Source organism: Xanthomonas sp. NCPPB 2632, assembly GCF_041228075.2.
Classification (GTDB): Bacteria; Pseudomonadota; Gammaproteobacteria; order Xanthomonadales; family Rhodanobacteraceae; genus Luteibacter.
The window spans coordinates 452,510-467,185 of sequence record NZ_CM192979.1 but is presented as its reverse complement, the minus strand read 5'-3'; the positions used below and the strand labels follow the sequence as shown (position 1 = coordinate 467,185).

Annotated in this window: 11 protein-coding genes; 6 read left to right on the top strand and 5 right to left on the bottom strand. The window is 66.9% G+C overall.

From position 1 onward, the window contains the following. Nucleotides 1–68: 68 nt before the first annotated feature. The 3 genes from AB8808_RS02010 to AB8808_RS02000 form a co-directional block, all read right to left on the bottom strand. Nucleotides 69–404 (bottom strand): DUF4377 domain-containing protein, encoded by a 336-nt coding sequence (locus AB8808_RS02010; protein ID WP_369926314.1) that lies wholly within the window; start codon nucleotides 402–404, stop codon nucleotides 69–71. 152 nt (nucleotides 405–556) lie between these two features. After that, a complete protein-coding gene (aceE, locus tag AB8808_RS02005; RefSeq protein ID WP_369926312.1) occupies nucleotides 557–3,250 on the bottom strand; it encodes a pyruvate dehydrogenase (acetyl-transferring), homodimeric type in 2,694 nt (897 codons plus the stop codon). Nucleotides 3,251–3,387: 137 nt separating this feature from the next. After that, on the bottom strand, nucleotides 3,388–5,688 hold the full coding sequence (locus AB8808_RS02000) for an NADP-dependent malic enzyme (protein WP_369926310.1): 2,301 nt from the start codon (nucleotides 5,686–5,688) through the stop codon (nucleotides 3,388–3,390). Nucleotides 5,689–5,910: 222 nt separating this feature from the next. Here AB8808_RS02000 and AB8808_RS01995 point away from each other — a divergent pair, with 222 nt between their 5' ends. Then, on the top strand, nucleotides 5,911–7,797 hold the full coding sequence (locus tag AB8808_RS01995) for a reprolysin-like metallopeptidase (RefSeq protein WP_369926308.1): 1,887 nt from the start codon (nucleotides 5,911–5,913) through the stop codon (nucleotides 7,795–7,797). 42 nt (nucleotides 7,798–7,839) lie between these two features. On the opposite strand, the gene AB8808_RS01990 is transcribed toward AB8808_RS01995, so the two are convergent. Both AB8808_RS01990 and AB8808_RS01985 read right to left on the bottom strand, forming a co-directional pair. Next, nucleotides 7,840–9,120 (bottom strand): peptidase MATCAP family protein, encoded by a 1,281-nt coding sequence (locus AB8808_RS01990; RefSeq protein ID WP_369926306.1) that lies wholly within the window; start codon nucleotides 9,118–9,120, stop codon nucleotides 7,840–7,842. An 11-nt stretch (nucleotides 9,121–9,131) separates the two neighbouring features. Then, nucleotides 9,132–9,878: an FAD-binding oxidoreductase gene (locus AB8808_RS01985; protein ID WP_369926304.1), complete on the bottom strand. Its 747-nt coding sequence runs from the start codon at nucleotides 9,876–9,878 to the stop codon at nucleotides 9,132–9,134. An 82-nt stretch (nucleotides 9,879–9,960) separates the two neighbouring features. On the opposite strand from AB8808_RS01985, the gene AB8808_RS01980 reads away from it, so the two are divergent. From AB8808_RS01980 to AB8808_RS01960, 5 genes are all read left to right on the top strand, one after another. After that, nucleotides 9,961–10,893, top strand: a complete 933-nt coding sequence (locus AB8808_RS01980) for an ABC transporter ATP-binding protein (RefSeq protein ID WP_369926302.1) — start codon at nucleotides 9,961–9,963, stop codon at nucleotides 10,891–10,893. Next, nucleotides 10,890–11,663: an ABC transporter permease gene (locus tag AB8808_RS01975; RefSeq protein ID WP_369926300.1), complete on the top strand. Its 774-nt coding sequence runs from the start codon at nucleotides 10,890–10,892 to the stop codon at nucleotides 11,661–11,663. The genes AB8808_RS01980 and AB8808_RS01975 overlap by 4 nt, the downstream gene beginning before the upstream one ends. 3 nt (nucleotides 11,664–11,666) lie before the next feature. Next, nucleotides 11,667–12,386, top strand: coding sequence for a pseudouridine synthase (locus AB8808_RS01970; protein WP_369926298.1), 720 nt, complete (start codon nucleotides 11,667–11,669; stop codon nucleotides 12,384–12,386). Nucleotides 12,387–12,520: 134 nt separating this feature from the next. Next, nucleotides 12,521–13,654: a hypothetical protein gene (locus AB8808_RS01965; protein WP_369926296.1), complete on the top strand. Its 1,134-nt coding sequence runs from the start codon at nucleotides 12,521–12,523 to the stop codon at nucleotides 13,652–13,654. Continuing rightward, nucleotides 13,651–14,667: a hypothetical protein gene (locus tag AB8808_RS01960; protein WP_369926295.1), complete on the top strand. Its 1,017-nt coding sequence runs from the start codon at nucleotides 13,651–13,653 to the stop codon at nucleotides 14,665–14,667. Before AB8808_RS01965 ends, AB8808_RS01960 begins: the two co-directional genes overlap by 4 nt. Nucleotides 14,668–14,676 lie beyond the last annotated feature (9 nt).

The window sequence follows — 14,676 nt, the reverse complement described above, 5'->3', positions numbered from 1 at the left end:
ATCGGATCACGAAAAAAGGGCCGGACATCGTCCGGCCCTTTTTTTGGCCTGAAAACAATCCCGACCGATCATTCCGCCACGGGATGCTGCTCGACCACCTTGTCGACATGCCACGTCACCGGCGACGTGCCCGCCATAGGCGACCGGACGTGAACCTCGGTGACCTTCAACAGGTACTCGTTGCCTGCCTTCCAGTCCAGGCCCTCGAGGGGCGCCGAGGTAACGTGCCACGGCTCCTTCGGCGTCTCGCGGTACTGCAGGCAGTCGTTCTTCACGGCGCCGGGGGTGCATGGCGCCTTGGTGCCGGCGATGTACAGCAGCCGGGAACGCGACCCGCTGTCGGGAGCGGTGGTGGCGCAGGCGGCAAGCGAAAGGACGGCGGCAGAAAGCAACACGAGGCGCATGGCGGATATCCGAAGTCGTATGCGAAAGAGAAATAGCAGCATCGTCGTGGCAACGCCATGGACGGTGCGTGATGCCGAACGGGGCATCGCCAAAAAAAGGGGCCGGATAGTTCCGGCCCCTTCGGGGTGGCGTGTAAAGGGCGCGGGCCCGGTCAGACGGTCATCGGGTTCGGCTTGTCCATGTCGAGCTTGTACTCCTTGATGGCGCGGCTGACGTCCTTGGCGTTGACCTTGCCTTCCTTCGCCAGCGCGGACAGGGCCGCCTGGGCGATCCAGTAGCGATCGACCTCGAAGTGGCTGCGCAGGTGGGCGCGGGTATCGCTACGGCCGTAGCCGTCCGTGCCCAGCACCGTATAGCGCATGCCGTCCGGCATGAACGCACGCACCTGGTCGGCGAACTCGCGGACGTAGTCGGTCGCGGCGATGGCCGGGCCCTGGCGGTCGGCAAGCAGACCGGTGATGTACGGCACGCGCTGCGGCGATTCCGGATGCAGGCGATTCCAGCGCTCGGCGTCGAAACCCTCGCGACGGACCTCGGAGAAGCTCGGCACCGACCAGATGTCCGACGACACGCCGAAGTCCTTCTCGAGCAACTCGGCCGCGGCGATGACTTCGCGCAGGATCGTGCCCGAACCCATCAGCTGGACGCGCGGCTCGTTCTTCTTCGCCTTACCGCCGTCCTTGAACAGGTACATGCCCTTGACGATGCCTTCCTCGCTGCCCTTGGGCAGGTCGGGGTGGGCATAGTTCTCGTTCATCACGGTGATGTAGTAGTAGACGTCTTCCTGCTCCTGCATCATGCGGCGCGTGCCGTCCTGCATGATCACGGCCAGCTCGTAGGAGAAGGTCGGGTCGTAGGAGACGACGTTCGGGATCGCGCCGGAGAGCAGGTGCGAGTGACCGTCTTCGTGCTGGAGGCCTTCGCCGTTGAGCGTGGTGCGACCCGAGGTGCCGCCGATGAGGAAGCCCCGCGCGCGCATGTCGCCGGCGGCCCAGCAGAGGTCACCGATGCGCTGGAAGCCGAACATCGAGTAATAGATGAAGAACGGCAGCATCGGCACGTTGCTGATGCTGTAGCTGGTGGCAGCGGCCAGCCAGGCGCTCATGCCGCCGGCCTCGCTGATGCCTTCCTGCAGCACCTGGCCCTTCTGGTCCTCACGGTAGTACAGCAGCTGGTCGGCGTCCTGCGGACGGTATTTCTGGCCGAACGGCGCGTAGATACCGATCTGGCGGAACATGCCTTCCATGCCGAAGGTGCGGGCCTCGTCGGCCACGATCGGCACGATGCGCGGGCCGAGCTCCTTGTCGCGCAGCATGAGGTTCATGCCACGCACCAGCGCCATGGTGGTGGAGATCTCGCGATCGCCGGTGCCCTTGGTGATCTGCTCGAACGAGGCGAGGTCAGGCGCCTTGAACGACTGGTCGGACTTGCGGCGGCGCTGCGGCAGCGAGCCACCGAGCGCGCGACGGCGCTCGAGCATGTACTGCACTTCCTCCGAGTCCTTGCCCGGGTGGTAGTACGGCACGTCTTCGAGCTTGTCATCGGATACCGGGATGTTGAAGCGGTCGCGGAAGGCGCGGATGGCGTCCAGATCCATCTTCTTCTGGTTGTGCGCCGGGTTCTGCGACTCACCGGCGGCGCCCATGCCGTAGCCCTTCACCGTCTTGGCAAGGACCACGGTCGGCATGCCCTTGGTGTTCACGGCCGCGTGGTAGGCCGCGTAGACCTTGTGCGGGTCGTGACCGCCACGGTTGAGGCGCCAGATGTCGTCGTCGGACATGTTGGCGACCAGCGCGGCGGTTTCCGGGTACTTGCCGAAGAACTTCTCGCGGGTATAGGCGCCACCGAAGGCCTTGCAGGCCTGGTACTCGCCGTCGACGGTTTCCATCATCAGCTGGCGCAGCTTGCCCGAGGTGTCGCGGGCCAGGAGCGGATCCCAGTAGCTGCCCCAGGCCACCTTGATGGCATTCCAGCCGGCGCCACGGAACACGCCTTCCAGTTCCTGGATGATCTTGCCATTGCCACGGACGGGACCGTCGAGGCGCTGCAGGTTGCAGTTGATGACGAAGATGAGGTTGTCGAGGCCTTCGCGACCGGCCAGCGAAATGGCGCCGAGCGATTCCGGCTCGTCGGACTCGCCGTCGCCCATGAAACACCAGATCTTGCGATCGGACTTGGGAATGAGGCCGCGGTGCTCGAGGTATTTCCAGAACTGCGCCTGGTAAATGGCCTGGATGGGGCCCAGGCCCATGGAGACGGTGGGCACCTGCCAGTAGTCCGGCATCAGCCAGGGATGCGGGTAGGACGACAGGCCACGGCCCTTGCCCTCCACTTCCATGCGGAAGAGGTCGAGCTGGTCTTCACTGATGCGGCCTTCGAGGAACGAGCGCGCATAGACGCCGGGCGCCGAGTGGCCCTGGTGGAACACCAGGTCGCCCGGGTGGTCCGCGCTGGGCGCGCGCCAGAAATGGTTGAAGCCGACGTCGTACAGCGTGGCCGACGAGGCGAAGCTGGAAATATGACCGCCGAGGTCGCCGGGCTTGCGATTGGCGCGCACCACGGTGGCCAGGGCGTTCCAGCGGACCAGTGAGCGGATGCGCCACTCGATGGCGGCATCGCCGGGGCTGCGCGCTTCCATGTGCGGCGGGATGGTGTTGACGTACTCCGTGGTCGGGTCGAACGGCAGGTAGCCGCCCGCGCGACGGGTGGAGTCGACCATGCGCTCCAGCAGGTAATGCGCGCGCTCGGTGCCGTCGTGGTTGATGACGGCGTTGAGCGACTCGACCCATTCACGGGTCTCGGTGGGGTCGAGATCCTGGTTCAGGATATCGTCGATCTGGTCCATGGAAGCTCCGCTGGCGCGTCACGCGCGCTCATGGGGGTCTGAAGAGCCCGCGGGGTAGCGGGAAAACCTTTCCATGATACCGCAACGTATTCACATACGCGGCGGTATGGGGATTTGCCTCGTGGCAAACCGGACGATCAGTCGTTGACGACCGTCCTCGGCTTGCCGGCGCGGATCTGCGCCTCGACGCAGGCCACCGAGGTCATGTTGACCACCCGGCGCACCGTGGCCTGGGGCGTCAGGATGTGGGCCGGCTTGGCCACGCCCATCAGGATCGGGCCGATGACCACGCCGTCGCACAAGGTACGCACCATGTTATAGGCGGTGTTGGCAGCGTCCAGGTTCGGGAAGACGAACACGTTGGCCTTACCCTCCAGCCGCGAGTTCGGGAAGATCCGCTCGCGCAGCTCGGGGTTGAGCGCCACGTCGGCCTGCATCTCGCCTTCCACTTCCAGCTTGGGCACCGTCTTGCGGATCAGGCTGAGGGCCTCGCGCATCTTGCGCGAGTTGCGCGTCTCGCGGCTGCCGAAGTTGGAGCTGGACAGCAGGGCGATCTTCGGCTGGATGCCGAACAGCTTGAGGCGGATGGACGCCTGCAGCGTGGCCTCGGCGATCTGCTCGGCGCTGGGATCTTCCTGCACGTAGGTGTCGAGGAAGAAGAAGGTGCCCTTCTCCGTCGCCACCGCGGCCATGGCCGAGGCCTCCGAAACACCCTCGTCCAGGCCGATGATGTCGGCGATGTATTCCAGCTTGCTCTGGTAGGTGCCCACCAGGCCGCAGATCATCGCATCGGCTTCGCCGCGCTCCACCATCAGCGCCGCGATGACCGTGGGACGCGAACGCACCACCGCCTTGGCCGACGCGGGGGTGACGCCACGGCGCTCCATGATCGAGTGGTACAGGCGCCAGTAGTCCTCGAAACGCGGGTCCGAGTGGATGTTGCACATCTCGAAATCGACGCCCGGACGCAGGCGCAGGCCGGCCCGTGCGATGCGCTTCTCGATCACGTCGGGGCGACCGACCAGGATCGGCTTGGCCAGGCCTTCGTCGACCACGGTCTGCACCGCGCGCAGGGTGGTTTCCTCTTCGCCCTCGGCATACACCACGCGCTTGGGATCGGCCTTGGCGCGCTCGAACACCGGCTTCATCAGCAGGCCGGTGCGGAAGACGAAGCTGGTCAGGGTTTCGATGTAGGCGGGAAAATCGGTGATGGGGCGCTCTGCCACGCCGGAGTCCATCGCCGCCTGGGCGATCGCCGGCGGCAGCTGGATCAGCAGGCGCGGGTCGAACGGCTGCGGAATGAGGTAGTCCGGGCCGAAGCTCGGCGGCTTGCCGCCGTACGCCCGCGCGCTGACGTCGGAGGCTTCACGACGCGCCAGCTCGGCGATCGCCTTGACGCAGGCCACCTTCATCGGCTCGTTGATCACCGAGGCGCCCACGTCCAGCGCGCCGCGGAACAGGTACGGGAAGCACAGCGCGTTGTTGACCTGGTTGGGGTAATCCGACCGGCCCGTCGCCATGATGCAGTCGGGGCGCACGGCCTTGACGTCTTCGGGCAGGATTTCCGGATTGGGATTGGCCAGCGCGAAGATGATCGGCCGCGCGGCCATGGTGGCGACCATCTCCGGCTTGAGGATGCCGCCTGCCGACAGGCCCAGGAAGATATCCGCGCCCTCGACGATCTCGGCGAGCGTGCGCTTGTCGGTGTCCCGCGCGTAGCGCTGCTTGTCCGGGTCCAGGTCGGTGCGCCCGGTGTGCAGCACGCCGTCGCGGTCGAAGGCGAAGATGTTTTCCGGCTTCAGGCCGAGGGTGACCAGCATGTCCACGCAGGAAATGCCCGCAGCGCCCATGCCGGTGGTGGCCAGCTTCACGTCTTCGATCTTCTTGCCCGTCACCATCAGGGCGTTGATCACGGCGGCGCCCACGATGATCGCCGTGCCGTGCTGGTCGTCGTGGAACACCGGGATCTTCATCCGCTCGCGCAGCTTGCGCTCGACGATGAAGCACTCCGGTGCCTTGATGTCTTCCAGGTTGATGCCGCCGAAGGTGGGCTCGAGGCTGGCGATGATATCTACCAGTTTTTCCGGGTCCGTCTCGTCGATCTCGATGTCGAATACGTCGATGCCGGCGAACTTCTGGAACAACACGCCCTTGCCTTCCATCACCGGCTTGCTGGCCAGCGCACCGATGTTGCCCAGGCCCAGCACCGCGGTGCCGTTGGTGATCACGGCGACCAGGTTGGACCGCGCGGTGAGCTCCGCGGCGGCGGACGGATGCGCGACTATTTCGTCGCACGCGGCGGCCACGCCCGGGGAATAGGCCAGCGAGAGATCGCGCTGGGTCAGCAGCGATGTCGTGGGCGTGACCTTGATCTTGCCCGGGCGCGGAAGCCGGTGGTATTCGAGAGCGGCTTGCCTCAGTTCCTCGGAGATGGCCATGGCGTCCTGTGGGGGCTTTGGGGAGAGGGGGCCGGCGCGAACGGTACCGCGCGCCGGTAGCACACGATGTTAGCACCGCGACCGCGACGATCCGGCCTCGGGGTGTGTTGCATTGCGACATCCAGTGATATGAAAAACCTACGTTTACTCACCTGAAAGGCCGACAGACCTGCCGCCCCGACCGACCTACCGTGACCGGCCCACGCCATCACAGGGACTGTCATGAAACGTCTGGTCATCGCCGCCACGCATGTCTGCATCCTCCTTCCCACGCTTGCCACCGCGTCCCCGCCACCCCTGGACGAAGCAGCGTTGCGACGGCGCCTGCTCGCCCTGCCCGCGCAGGGCTCGCGCGAGGCTACCGTTGCACTTCGCGTCGACGACGGCCCCGCATGGCCGTTCCGGATACGCGACTCCCGCACGCTCCCGCCCGCCTTGCTCAAGCGGCATCCGTGGTTGCGCAGCTTTCGTGGTGCCGACGACAAGGGCCGCACGCTTCGCCTCGATCTTTCGCCATCGGGCATGCGTGGCAGTATCCGCGACGGCAGCCACACCTGGACGTTCCGGCCCGGACAGGCCGCGTGGCGTGAGCACATGGGGCATGCATCTTCGATACCGCGTCCTGCGGGCATGTCGGCCATGCCGGGCAGCGCGTCGGCGGCCTCCTCGACCTCCCCCGACGCCAGCGCGCCGGTCACGGCCACACTGGCCCGTGGCGCCGGCGCGCTCCGTCACGATTTCCGCCTGGCGGTGGCGGCCGGCAGCCGCTACGTCGCCCGCACGGGTGGCACGGTGGACACCGCGCTCGCGGAGATCGCCCACGCCGTCAACCAGGCGAATGAAGTGTTCGAAACCGACGTCGGCGTGCACTTCACCCTGGTCGACCGCAACGACCGGATCATCCGGCCCGATCCGGAACGCGACCCGTTCGAGACCCACGATCCCGGCATGGCCGCGGTCATGCTCATCGATAAGGAAATCGGCGCCGGGCGCTACGACATCGGGCACGCCGTCCTGACCTACACGGGCGGCGAGAGCCACGTCGGCACCTCCTGCAGCGACGCGCGCGACGCCGACTTCTTCGCCACGCACAAGGCCGCGGCCTGGAGCGGTCACCCGGCGCCGGCCAGCGAACCCTTCGCCACCGGCTATCTCATCCATACCCTGGGCCGCCAGCTCGGCGCCTGGCCCACCGCGAACGGCTGCCGTCACGACACCCTGGACGACCGTGCGGTGGAGCCCGGCGGCGGCAGCACGGCCATGGGCTACGCGCCCGCCGGTTGCGGCGGTGAGGGCCAGTGGTTACAGGCCCGGTCGGATCGCTACTTCCACGCCGCCAGCATCGAGCAGATGCAGGCGTGGCTGGCCTCGCGGGGAGGCCGCTGCGCCGCCAGGCGACTTCGCGCCGTGGCGGCGCCCTGGATCGATCCCGAATCGCTGGCGGATACCGCGGTGATACCGGCCCGCACACCTTTCACGCTCGAAGCGCGCGTGGAGCCCGCCATGCCCGGTCGCCGCCTGACCTACACGTGGGAGCAGATGGATCCCGGCACGGGCCAACGCGGCCCCTTGCACGACGCCGGCGCCGGCCCGCTGTTCCGCTCGTTCCCGCCCTCGCCCGTCAGCCAGCGAGTGTTCCCGCGCATGGCCGCCGTGCTCGGGCACGAGGCCGCCGAACCCGGCGAAACCCTGCCCACCACGTCACGCCCGCTCGCCTTCCGCCTCACCGTGCGCGACAACGGCGGCGACAGCGCCACGGTCGCGTCGGCCGATACGCGTCTTCGCGTGGTGGACACAGGCCGGGCCTTCGCGGTCACCGCGCCGACGGCGGGCAGCACGGCCCTGGCAGGAGGGCGCGTGCGGGTGGGGTGGGACGTGGCGGGAACCGACACCGCGCCCATCTCGTGCCACTTCGTCGTCATCGACCTGTCGCCGGACGGGGGCCTGTCCTGGCTAACGCCCGCCCTGGCCGTCGACGAGCGCAACGACGGCGAAGCGGACGTCACCCTTCCCGCCCACCTGGGGGCCACCGACGCGGCCAGGCTGCGCGTGCGCTGCGACTGGCGGCCCTTCTTCGCGGTGTCGCCGGGCGATTTCCGCATCGGCTGAGCAGGCCGCACCCGCCGCAGGGCCAGAGTCCGGGCGCCGCGTTCACAGGCCGAGCGAGATTTCCTCGGCTTCGACACCCGCCATGTGGATGTGGTTGACGAACAACGAAAAAGCCAGCTTCCCGGCCAGCCCGTGCACGTGCTGCATCCAGGGCGGCAGGTAGCGCGGCGCGGCGATGTCGCCGGTGCCGAAGTGGGCTTCCAGGCTCATCACGTCGTGAAGCGCCAGCTTGCCCGCGAACAGGTTGCGAAGCAGGTCGAGGCGGCGCTGGCGGAGCGCCCAGCGGAAGAACGTATGCACCGCCAGCAGGCCCGTCAGGTAGACGTTGTCCTTGGCGAAGGCCGAGCCGCCGCCCAGCGGCACGCCACGGAACACACGCTGCGCGGAGTGGAAACTGTCGGCGACGGTCTGTCCGCACGCCCGGAAGTAGCGGAACACCTCGACGAAGTCGGCCCCGTTCAGGGCCATGTCGATGGCCAGGATGCGCAGGCTGATCCGCTTGAGCCGGGAGATATCGATGGCGCCGGACATCAGCTCGGCGAACACCGCCAGGCCCTCCTGCGTGGCCGTGACACGCGGCGAGGTGCGCGCCAGCGACGCCAGCACGGGCTGCTCGCGGCCGTTGAGCGCCGTGAGTGAATGGACGAAAGCCTCATGGGCCAGCAGCTGGTGGCGGTCGTACTCGGTAAAGCGCACCCCGCCACGCAGGCGGATGCGGGTCGCACCGGCCGCCGCCTTGGCGGTCAGCTCCGGATCGACCTCCACCGAGATCACCCCGGGCGAGAAGAAGGCATCCAGCTGCGCCGCCATGTCGCGGCGAAGCTCGTCGGCGGGGATGCTGCCGGAGGCGTCCTCGGTTTCCAGGTCGGCACCCAGCTCGTCGGCCAGGTCGACGAAGTAGCGGGCCGCGTCCAGGTTGCTGCGGTTGCTGCCGGGGATCGCGTCGCCGGGGCGGCCATACAACGCCACTGACGCGCGGGTGACGCCGTCCGTGCCGGCCGATTCGAGCATCTGCGCGGCGATCCGCCATGATTCGGCGGTGCGGCGCAGGTAATCGGCGATCGGATGGTCCTCGCCGGCTTCCGCCTCGATCGCCTCCAGCTCCGCCCGCGTCTCAACCAACTGCGGCGGGTGGTAGTGAATGTCGGGAATCGAGAGGCGACCCGCGCCGAACTCCGCGATCAGGCGCTCCTCGACCGAGGCCGACCACGACACCGTCGGGAGGATACGGATCGCCCGCACCGCACCCAGGAGGCGCTGGTCGAGCGTCGCGTAGCGTAGCATCTCGGCAGAGAGGTGAGGCGGGACGACGTAGGCATGCATGGTTGACGAGTCTAGCGCGAGGAAATGTATTTCTCGCGGCGGATATGCTGCACCGCCAGGCCGTGGTCCTTCAGCGCGGCGAAGGCGGCGTCCACCATGTTGGGATTGCCGCACAGGTAGGCGATGTCGTCCCCGGCGCTGGGCTCCAGCTCGGCCAGCATGTCCTGGACGTAGCCGGCGCGGTCGTGCGGGCGCGGGTTGGGCCGGGCGCCGCGGGACAGGCACGGGTGGAAGGTGAACCCCTCGTGCGTCCGCGCGAAGGCCTCGAACTCCTCGCCGTAGAGCAGCTCGCCCTCGTTGCGGGCGCCGTAGAGCAGCACGAAACGGCAGCCGCGCGAGGCGATCAGGGCCGCGATCTGCGGCAGCATGGCCCGGTAGGGGGTGACGCCCGTGCCCGTGGCGATGAGAATGTAGCGGGCGTTGGTGTCGCCCTCCATCAGGCAGAATCGGCCATAAGGGCCGCTGGCGTCCACGATCTGGCCGTGCTCCAGCCCGCCCAGCAGCTTGGTGGCCGCGCCGCCCTCGACATAGCTCACCGCGATCTCGATGCGCCCGACCGGGCTGCCGCCGTCACCCACGGTGGCCACGGAATAGCTGCGCTTGGTCGGCTTGCCGTCGTCGTACTGGAAATGGACCTGCAGGAACTGGCCCGGGACGAAAGCCAGGGGCTGGCCGTCCGTCCGCTCGAAGGACAGGTGCCGCACCGCGGGGGCGAGCATGAAGCTGTCGGTCAGACGAAGCTGGAAGGGGTCGGCCATGGAAACTCCCTGTTGACGCCAGGCGACAGAGGGGCCCGGCAAAGCCCGCTATAATAAGCGGCTTGTCATCCCGGCGCAGCCCATGACCACTCCCGCTCTACACGTCCACGACCTCCGCAAGACCTACGCCAACGGTGTGGAAGCCCTCAAGGGCATCTCGCTCACGGTGCAGCCCGGGGATTTCTTCGCCCTGCTGGGGCCGAACGGCGCCGGCAAGTCCACGCTGATCGGCATCCTTTCCTCGCTGGTGAACTCCACCTCGGGCGATGCCGAGGTCTTCGGGGTGTCCATCCACCGGCAGCGCAGCGAGGCCATGCGCCTGATCGGCCTGGTGCCCCAGGAAATCAACTTCAACCAGTTCGAGAAGCCGTTCGATATCTGCGTGAACCAGGCCGGCTTCTACGGCATCGGCCGCGCGGAAGCCGCGGTCCGCGCCGAGAAGTACCTGAAGGAACTGCGCCTGTGGGACAAGGCGCACGAGCAGGCACGCACCCTGTCGGGCGGCATGAAGCGCCGGCTGATGATCGCCCGCGCGATGATGAACGAGCCGAAGCTGCTGATCCTGGACGAGCCCACCGCGGGTGTGGACATCGAGATCCGCCGGTCCATGTGGCAGTTCGTCTCGGCCATCAACGAAGCCGGCACCACCGTAATCCTCACCACGCACTACCTGGAGGAAGCGGAGCAGCTGTGCCGCAACATCGCGATCATCGACCGCGGTCGCATCGTGCAGAACACCTCGATGAAAAGCCTGCTGGCCACCCTCGACGTGGAGACCTTCATGCTCGACGTGGCCAGCATGCCCGCCTCCCTGCCCACGCCACAGGGCGTGGTGCTCCGCGCGCTGGACGCCCACACCATCGAAGCCGAAATGTCCCGCTCCCACGACCTCAACTCGCTGTTCGCCACGCTGTCCGCCCACGGCATCACCGTGACGTCGCTGCGCAACAAGTCCAACCGGCTGGAGGAACTCTTCGTCCGCCTGGTGGAGCATGGCCGGGAGAACGCGGCATGAGCGCCGCCCACAACCTCGTTGCGCTGGGCACCCTGGTTCGTCGTGAAATCATGCGCATCGCGCGCATCTGGACGCAGACGCTGATCCCGCCGGCCATCACGATGACGCTGTACTTCGTCATCTTCGGCAAGCTGATCGGCAGCCGCATCGGCGAGATGCATGGCTTCACCTACATGCAGTACATCGTGCCCGGCCTGGTCATGATGAGCATCATCACCAACAGCTACGGCAACATCTCGTCGTCGTTCTTCGGCGCCAAGTTCGGTCGCTACGTGGAAGAAATGCTGGTGTCGCCGATGCCCAACTGGGTGATCCTGCTCGGCTACGTGATCGGCGCGGTGGTGCGCGGCGTCACCGTGGGTGCGCTGGTGCTTGTGATCGCGCTGTTCTTCACCGACCTGCACGTGTCGCACCCCCTGATCACCTTCCTCTCGGTGGTGCTGGGCGCCACGGTGTTCTCGCTCGCCGGTTTCGTAAACGCCGTGTTCGCCAAGAAGTTCGACGACATTGCCCTGGTGCCGACCTTCATCCTCACGCCGCTGACCTACCTGGGCGGTGTGTTCTATTCGGTCGACCTGCTGTCCGAGCCCTGGCGCTCCCTGTCGATGATCAATCCGATCCTGTACATGGTGAACGCGTTCCGGTTCGGCGTGCTGGGCGTCAGCGACGTGCCGGTGGGCACGGCGTTCGCGGTCATGGCAGTGTTCGTCGCCGGCCTGTCCGCCGTGGCGCTGCGCCTGCTCGGCCGCGGCGTGGGTATGCGTTCGTAAGCCATGCGCGTCAACAAGTACATCAGCGAATCCGGGCGGTGCTCGCGTCGCGAGGCCGACGAAATGCTGGTCGCCGGGCGCGTCACCATCAACGATGCGGTCGTCGGCATGGGAGCCAAGGCCCTCGACGGCGACGTGGTGAAGGTGGACGGCGAGGTAGTGGTCGCACGCACGCTGATCGCCAGCCCGGCGAAAAACCGCGGTGTGTACATCGCGTTGAACAAGCCGGTCGGCATCACCTGCACCACCGACCAGACCGTCGACGGCAACATCGTGGACTTCGTCGACCACCCGCAGCGCATCTTTCCCATCGGCCGCCTCGACAAGGATTCCGAAGGCCTGATCCTGATGACGAACAATGGCGACATCGTCAACGAGATCCTCCGCGCGGAAAACCACCACGAGAAGGAATACCTCGTGGCCGTGAACAAGGCCGTGACCGACGAGTTCGTTCGGGGGATGGCCCGGGGGGTGCGAATCCATGGGCAGATGACCCAGCCATGCAAGGTACGCAAGATCGCGAAGTTCGGCTTCGCCATCGTGCTCACCCAGGGCCTCAACCGGCAGATCCGCCTGATGGCCGCGGAGTTCGGCTACCGCGTCACCCAGTTGCGCCGCGTGCGCATCGTGAACGTCAAGCTCGGCCACCTGAAGCCCGGGCAGTGGCGCAACCTGACCGAGCAGGAGCTGGCGGGCCTGCTGCCCCGGCGCACGCATTTCTAGCAGGCCAGCAGCGGCAATCGGCACGGACCCACATCTGATCGCGGCATCGTCCGACAGGTGAAGATTCGTCCTTGAACGACAATGCCCTAGCCGTAGGACACGGCCAGTAGCATTCCTCAAGGACTCCTCCCGACATGAAGTCACTCATCGGGTCGGCGCTCGTCGCCGCCCTGTACAGCACCGCCGCTGGAGCGGCCTCGCCACCCGCCACCATCGATGCCTACCAGGTGTTCCTGGGTGCCGAGATACGGCACAAGGGCGTGGATCAGGCCCTGGCGGCCGACACGGCCACCTTTGCCGCGCGCTTCCTGGAGAACCCCTCCTCGCCCTACAGCGACCTCGTCGAGTCGCCCCGGTTCACCAATGCGATCTGGTGGCCCGACTACGTCCACCGGGTGAGCGCGGACGGTAACGACGACGCCGTCGGGGCGCTTGCCGCGCTGCAACTCCAGTCCGGCTTCACCAAGGGCCGGCCGGGAAGGGAGGTACACGTCACCCCGGAGGCGCAGCGCGCCTACCGAAGCCGCGAAGCGGCTGCCAATGCGATCAAGGCGGGTATCGACCCCGACATCTTCTGGCAGGCGTTCGACATGAACGGCGCGTCGATCACCGCCGCTGCGGGCTATGCGCTCGCGCTGCAACTGCTGCGCGAGCAAGCCGCCGCCCACGATCCCTCCGACTACGGCCGCAGGGCCATCAAGCCGGACGTGCTCTCGCGCTACCTGCGCCAGACCCATCCGGAACGCCTTCCCGAGTCCGACCTTCGCTACCTCTCAGATCTTCTGCGCGGCGCGATCCAGCGACGTGACGCACCGCTGGAGGGCACCCTGGCCCAACGGTTGCCCGCCGCCTATCGCCTCGCTCGCGCGGCGGCGGCTTATGCCGACAGCAAGGGCTACTACAGCAGTCGGGCGTATTGCGCGGGCGACGCCCCCGCCCCGGGACAACCGACCGGACCGGAGGCGCTGGGATTCAATCGGCCGCTCTGCTTCGTCGCCGCCACCGACCGCGGCGTGCAAGCGTGGTTCCGCCGGCAGCTGCGCATCGAAGCACTGAAGCTGCGCATCCACGAGAACACCCACCACGGCTTCGAGCGCTTCGTCCATCTGCTCAGCACCGTCCTCGTCCTGATGGACATGGTCTCGTTCGTCGAAATCGCCGACGCCCTCGTCGGCGATGAACTGGCGGCCGAAGGGACCATCGACGAGGACACCGCCGAACGGCTCAGCGACCGAGCCAACCGACTCAGCTGCAGGATCACCCGATGACACGCCACTTTCCACACGCTCGCCACTTCATCCTCGCGGCCTGCCTCGCAATCACGCCCTGGCTGGCCTTCGCCGGCACCATCGAAATAGAGAAGGCCGAGGGGTCTACGGTGGTCGACTTGCTCGACACGGAGGGCCGACTGCATGTCGATGCGATGCAGGCCATGCTGACCAGCCAGCGCAGCCAACTTCTCGGCAATGGGCCCACCTCGTTCTTCAAGAGCGTCAGAGGCAGCATGCATGGCGCGACCATCGCACGCGTCGAGTACAGCTACGAAAAAGACGGTGTGCCGTATATCCGTACATATCACGCACGCAGCGGACGCTCCATGGCCGTGATTGCCAACCTTGCCAAAAGGAAGATCAAGGCGGGCGGGTCGTCGGCCACCGAGTCGGGTGGAACGGACACGGCCGGCACCGACCAGGGATTGAGCGATGTCGCGCAAGACTTGCGGGATGTCGCCAGCGATGTCCAGCGAGATGTGAACGAGCACGTGTTCTATCCGCCCGATACACCAACGGACGTGCGGGTCGCCGCAGTGCCTGACGGAAAAACCGATATCGAGGCCGTCGATATCGGCGATGGCAAGTCGCACGCCACGGACGCCGAGGTGAAGATCGTGCGTCGCATCGATGCCGATATCGAAGATGGCATCGTTCCACGCGGCGGCAGGATCACCGGCTACGTCAGCAAGACGGTCTGCGAATCCTGCCGGAACGCCTTCGATATCCTCGGCACCAGCCGCGACATCGACGGTACGGTCTATCAGCTCACCGAGCCCACCCTGAACCCGCCCGGCTCGAGGCAGCGATATGCGACACCCGACGAAACCACGGCCAAGGGGCGCAGCCAAAGTGCATCGATGGAGCTGAAGTCCAGGCGCTCGGCGTACGCCAATACGACCCTCGTCAAGGGCAAGCGCATCGACCCGCGTGCGCAATGGAGCGATGTAAGCGTGATCGAGCGTGCCGAAGCCGCCTCGACAGGCGAACTCGCCGAAGCCTGCGACTGAGGACGCCGA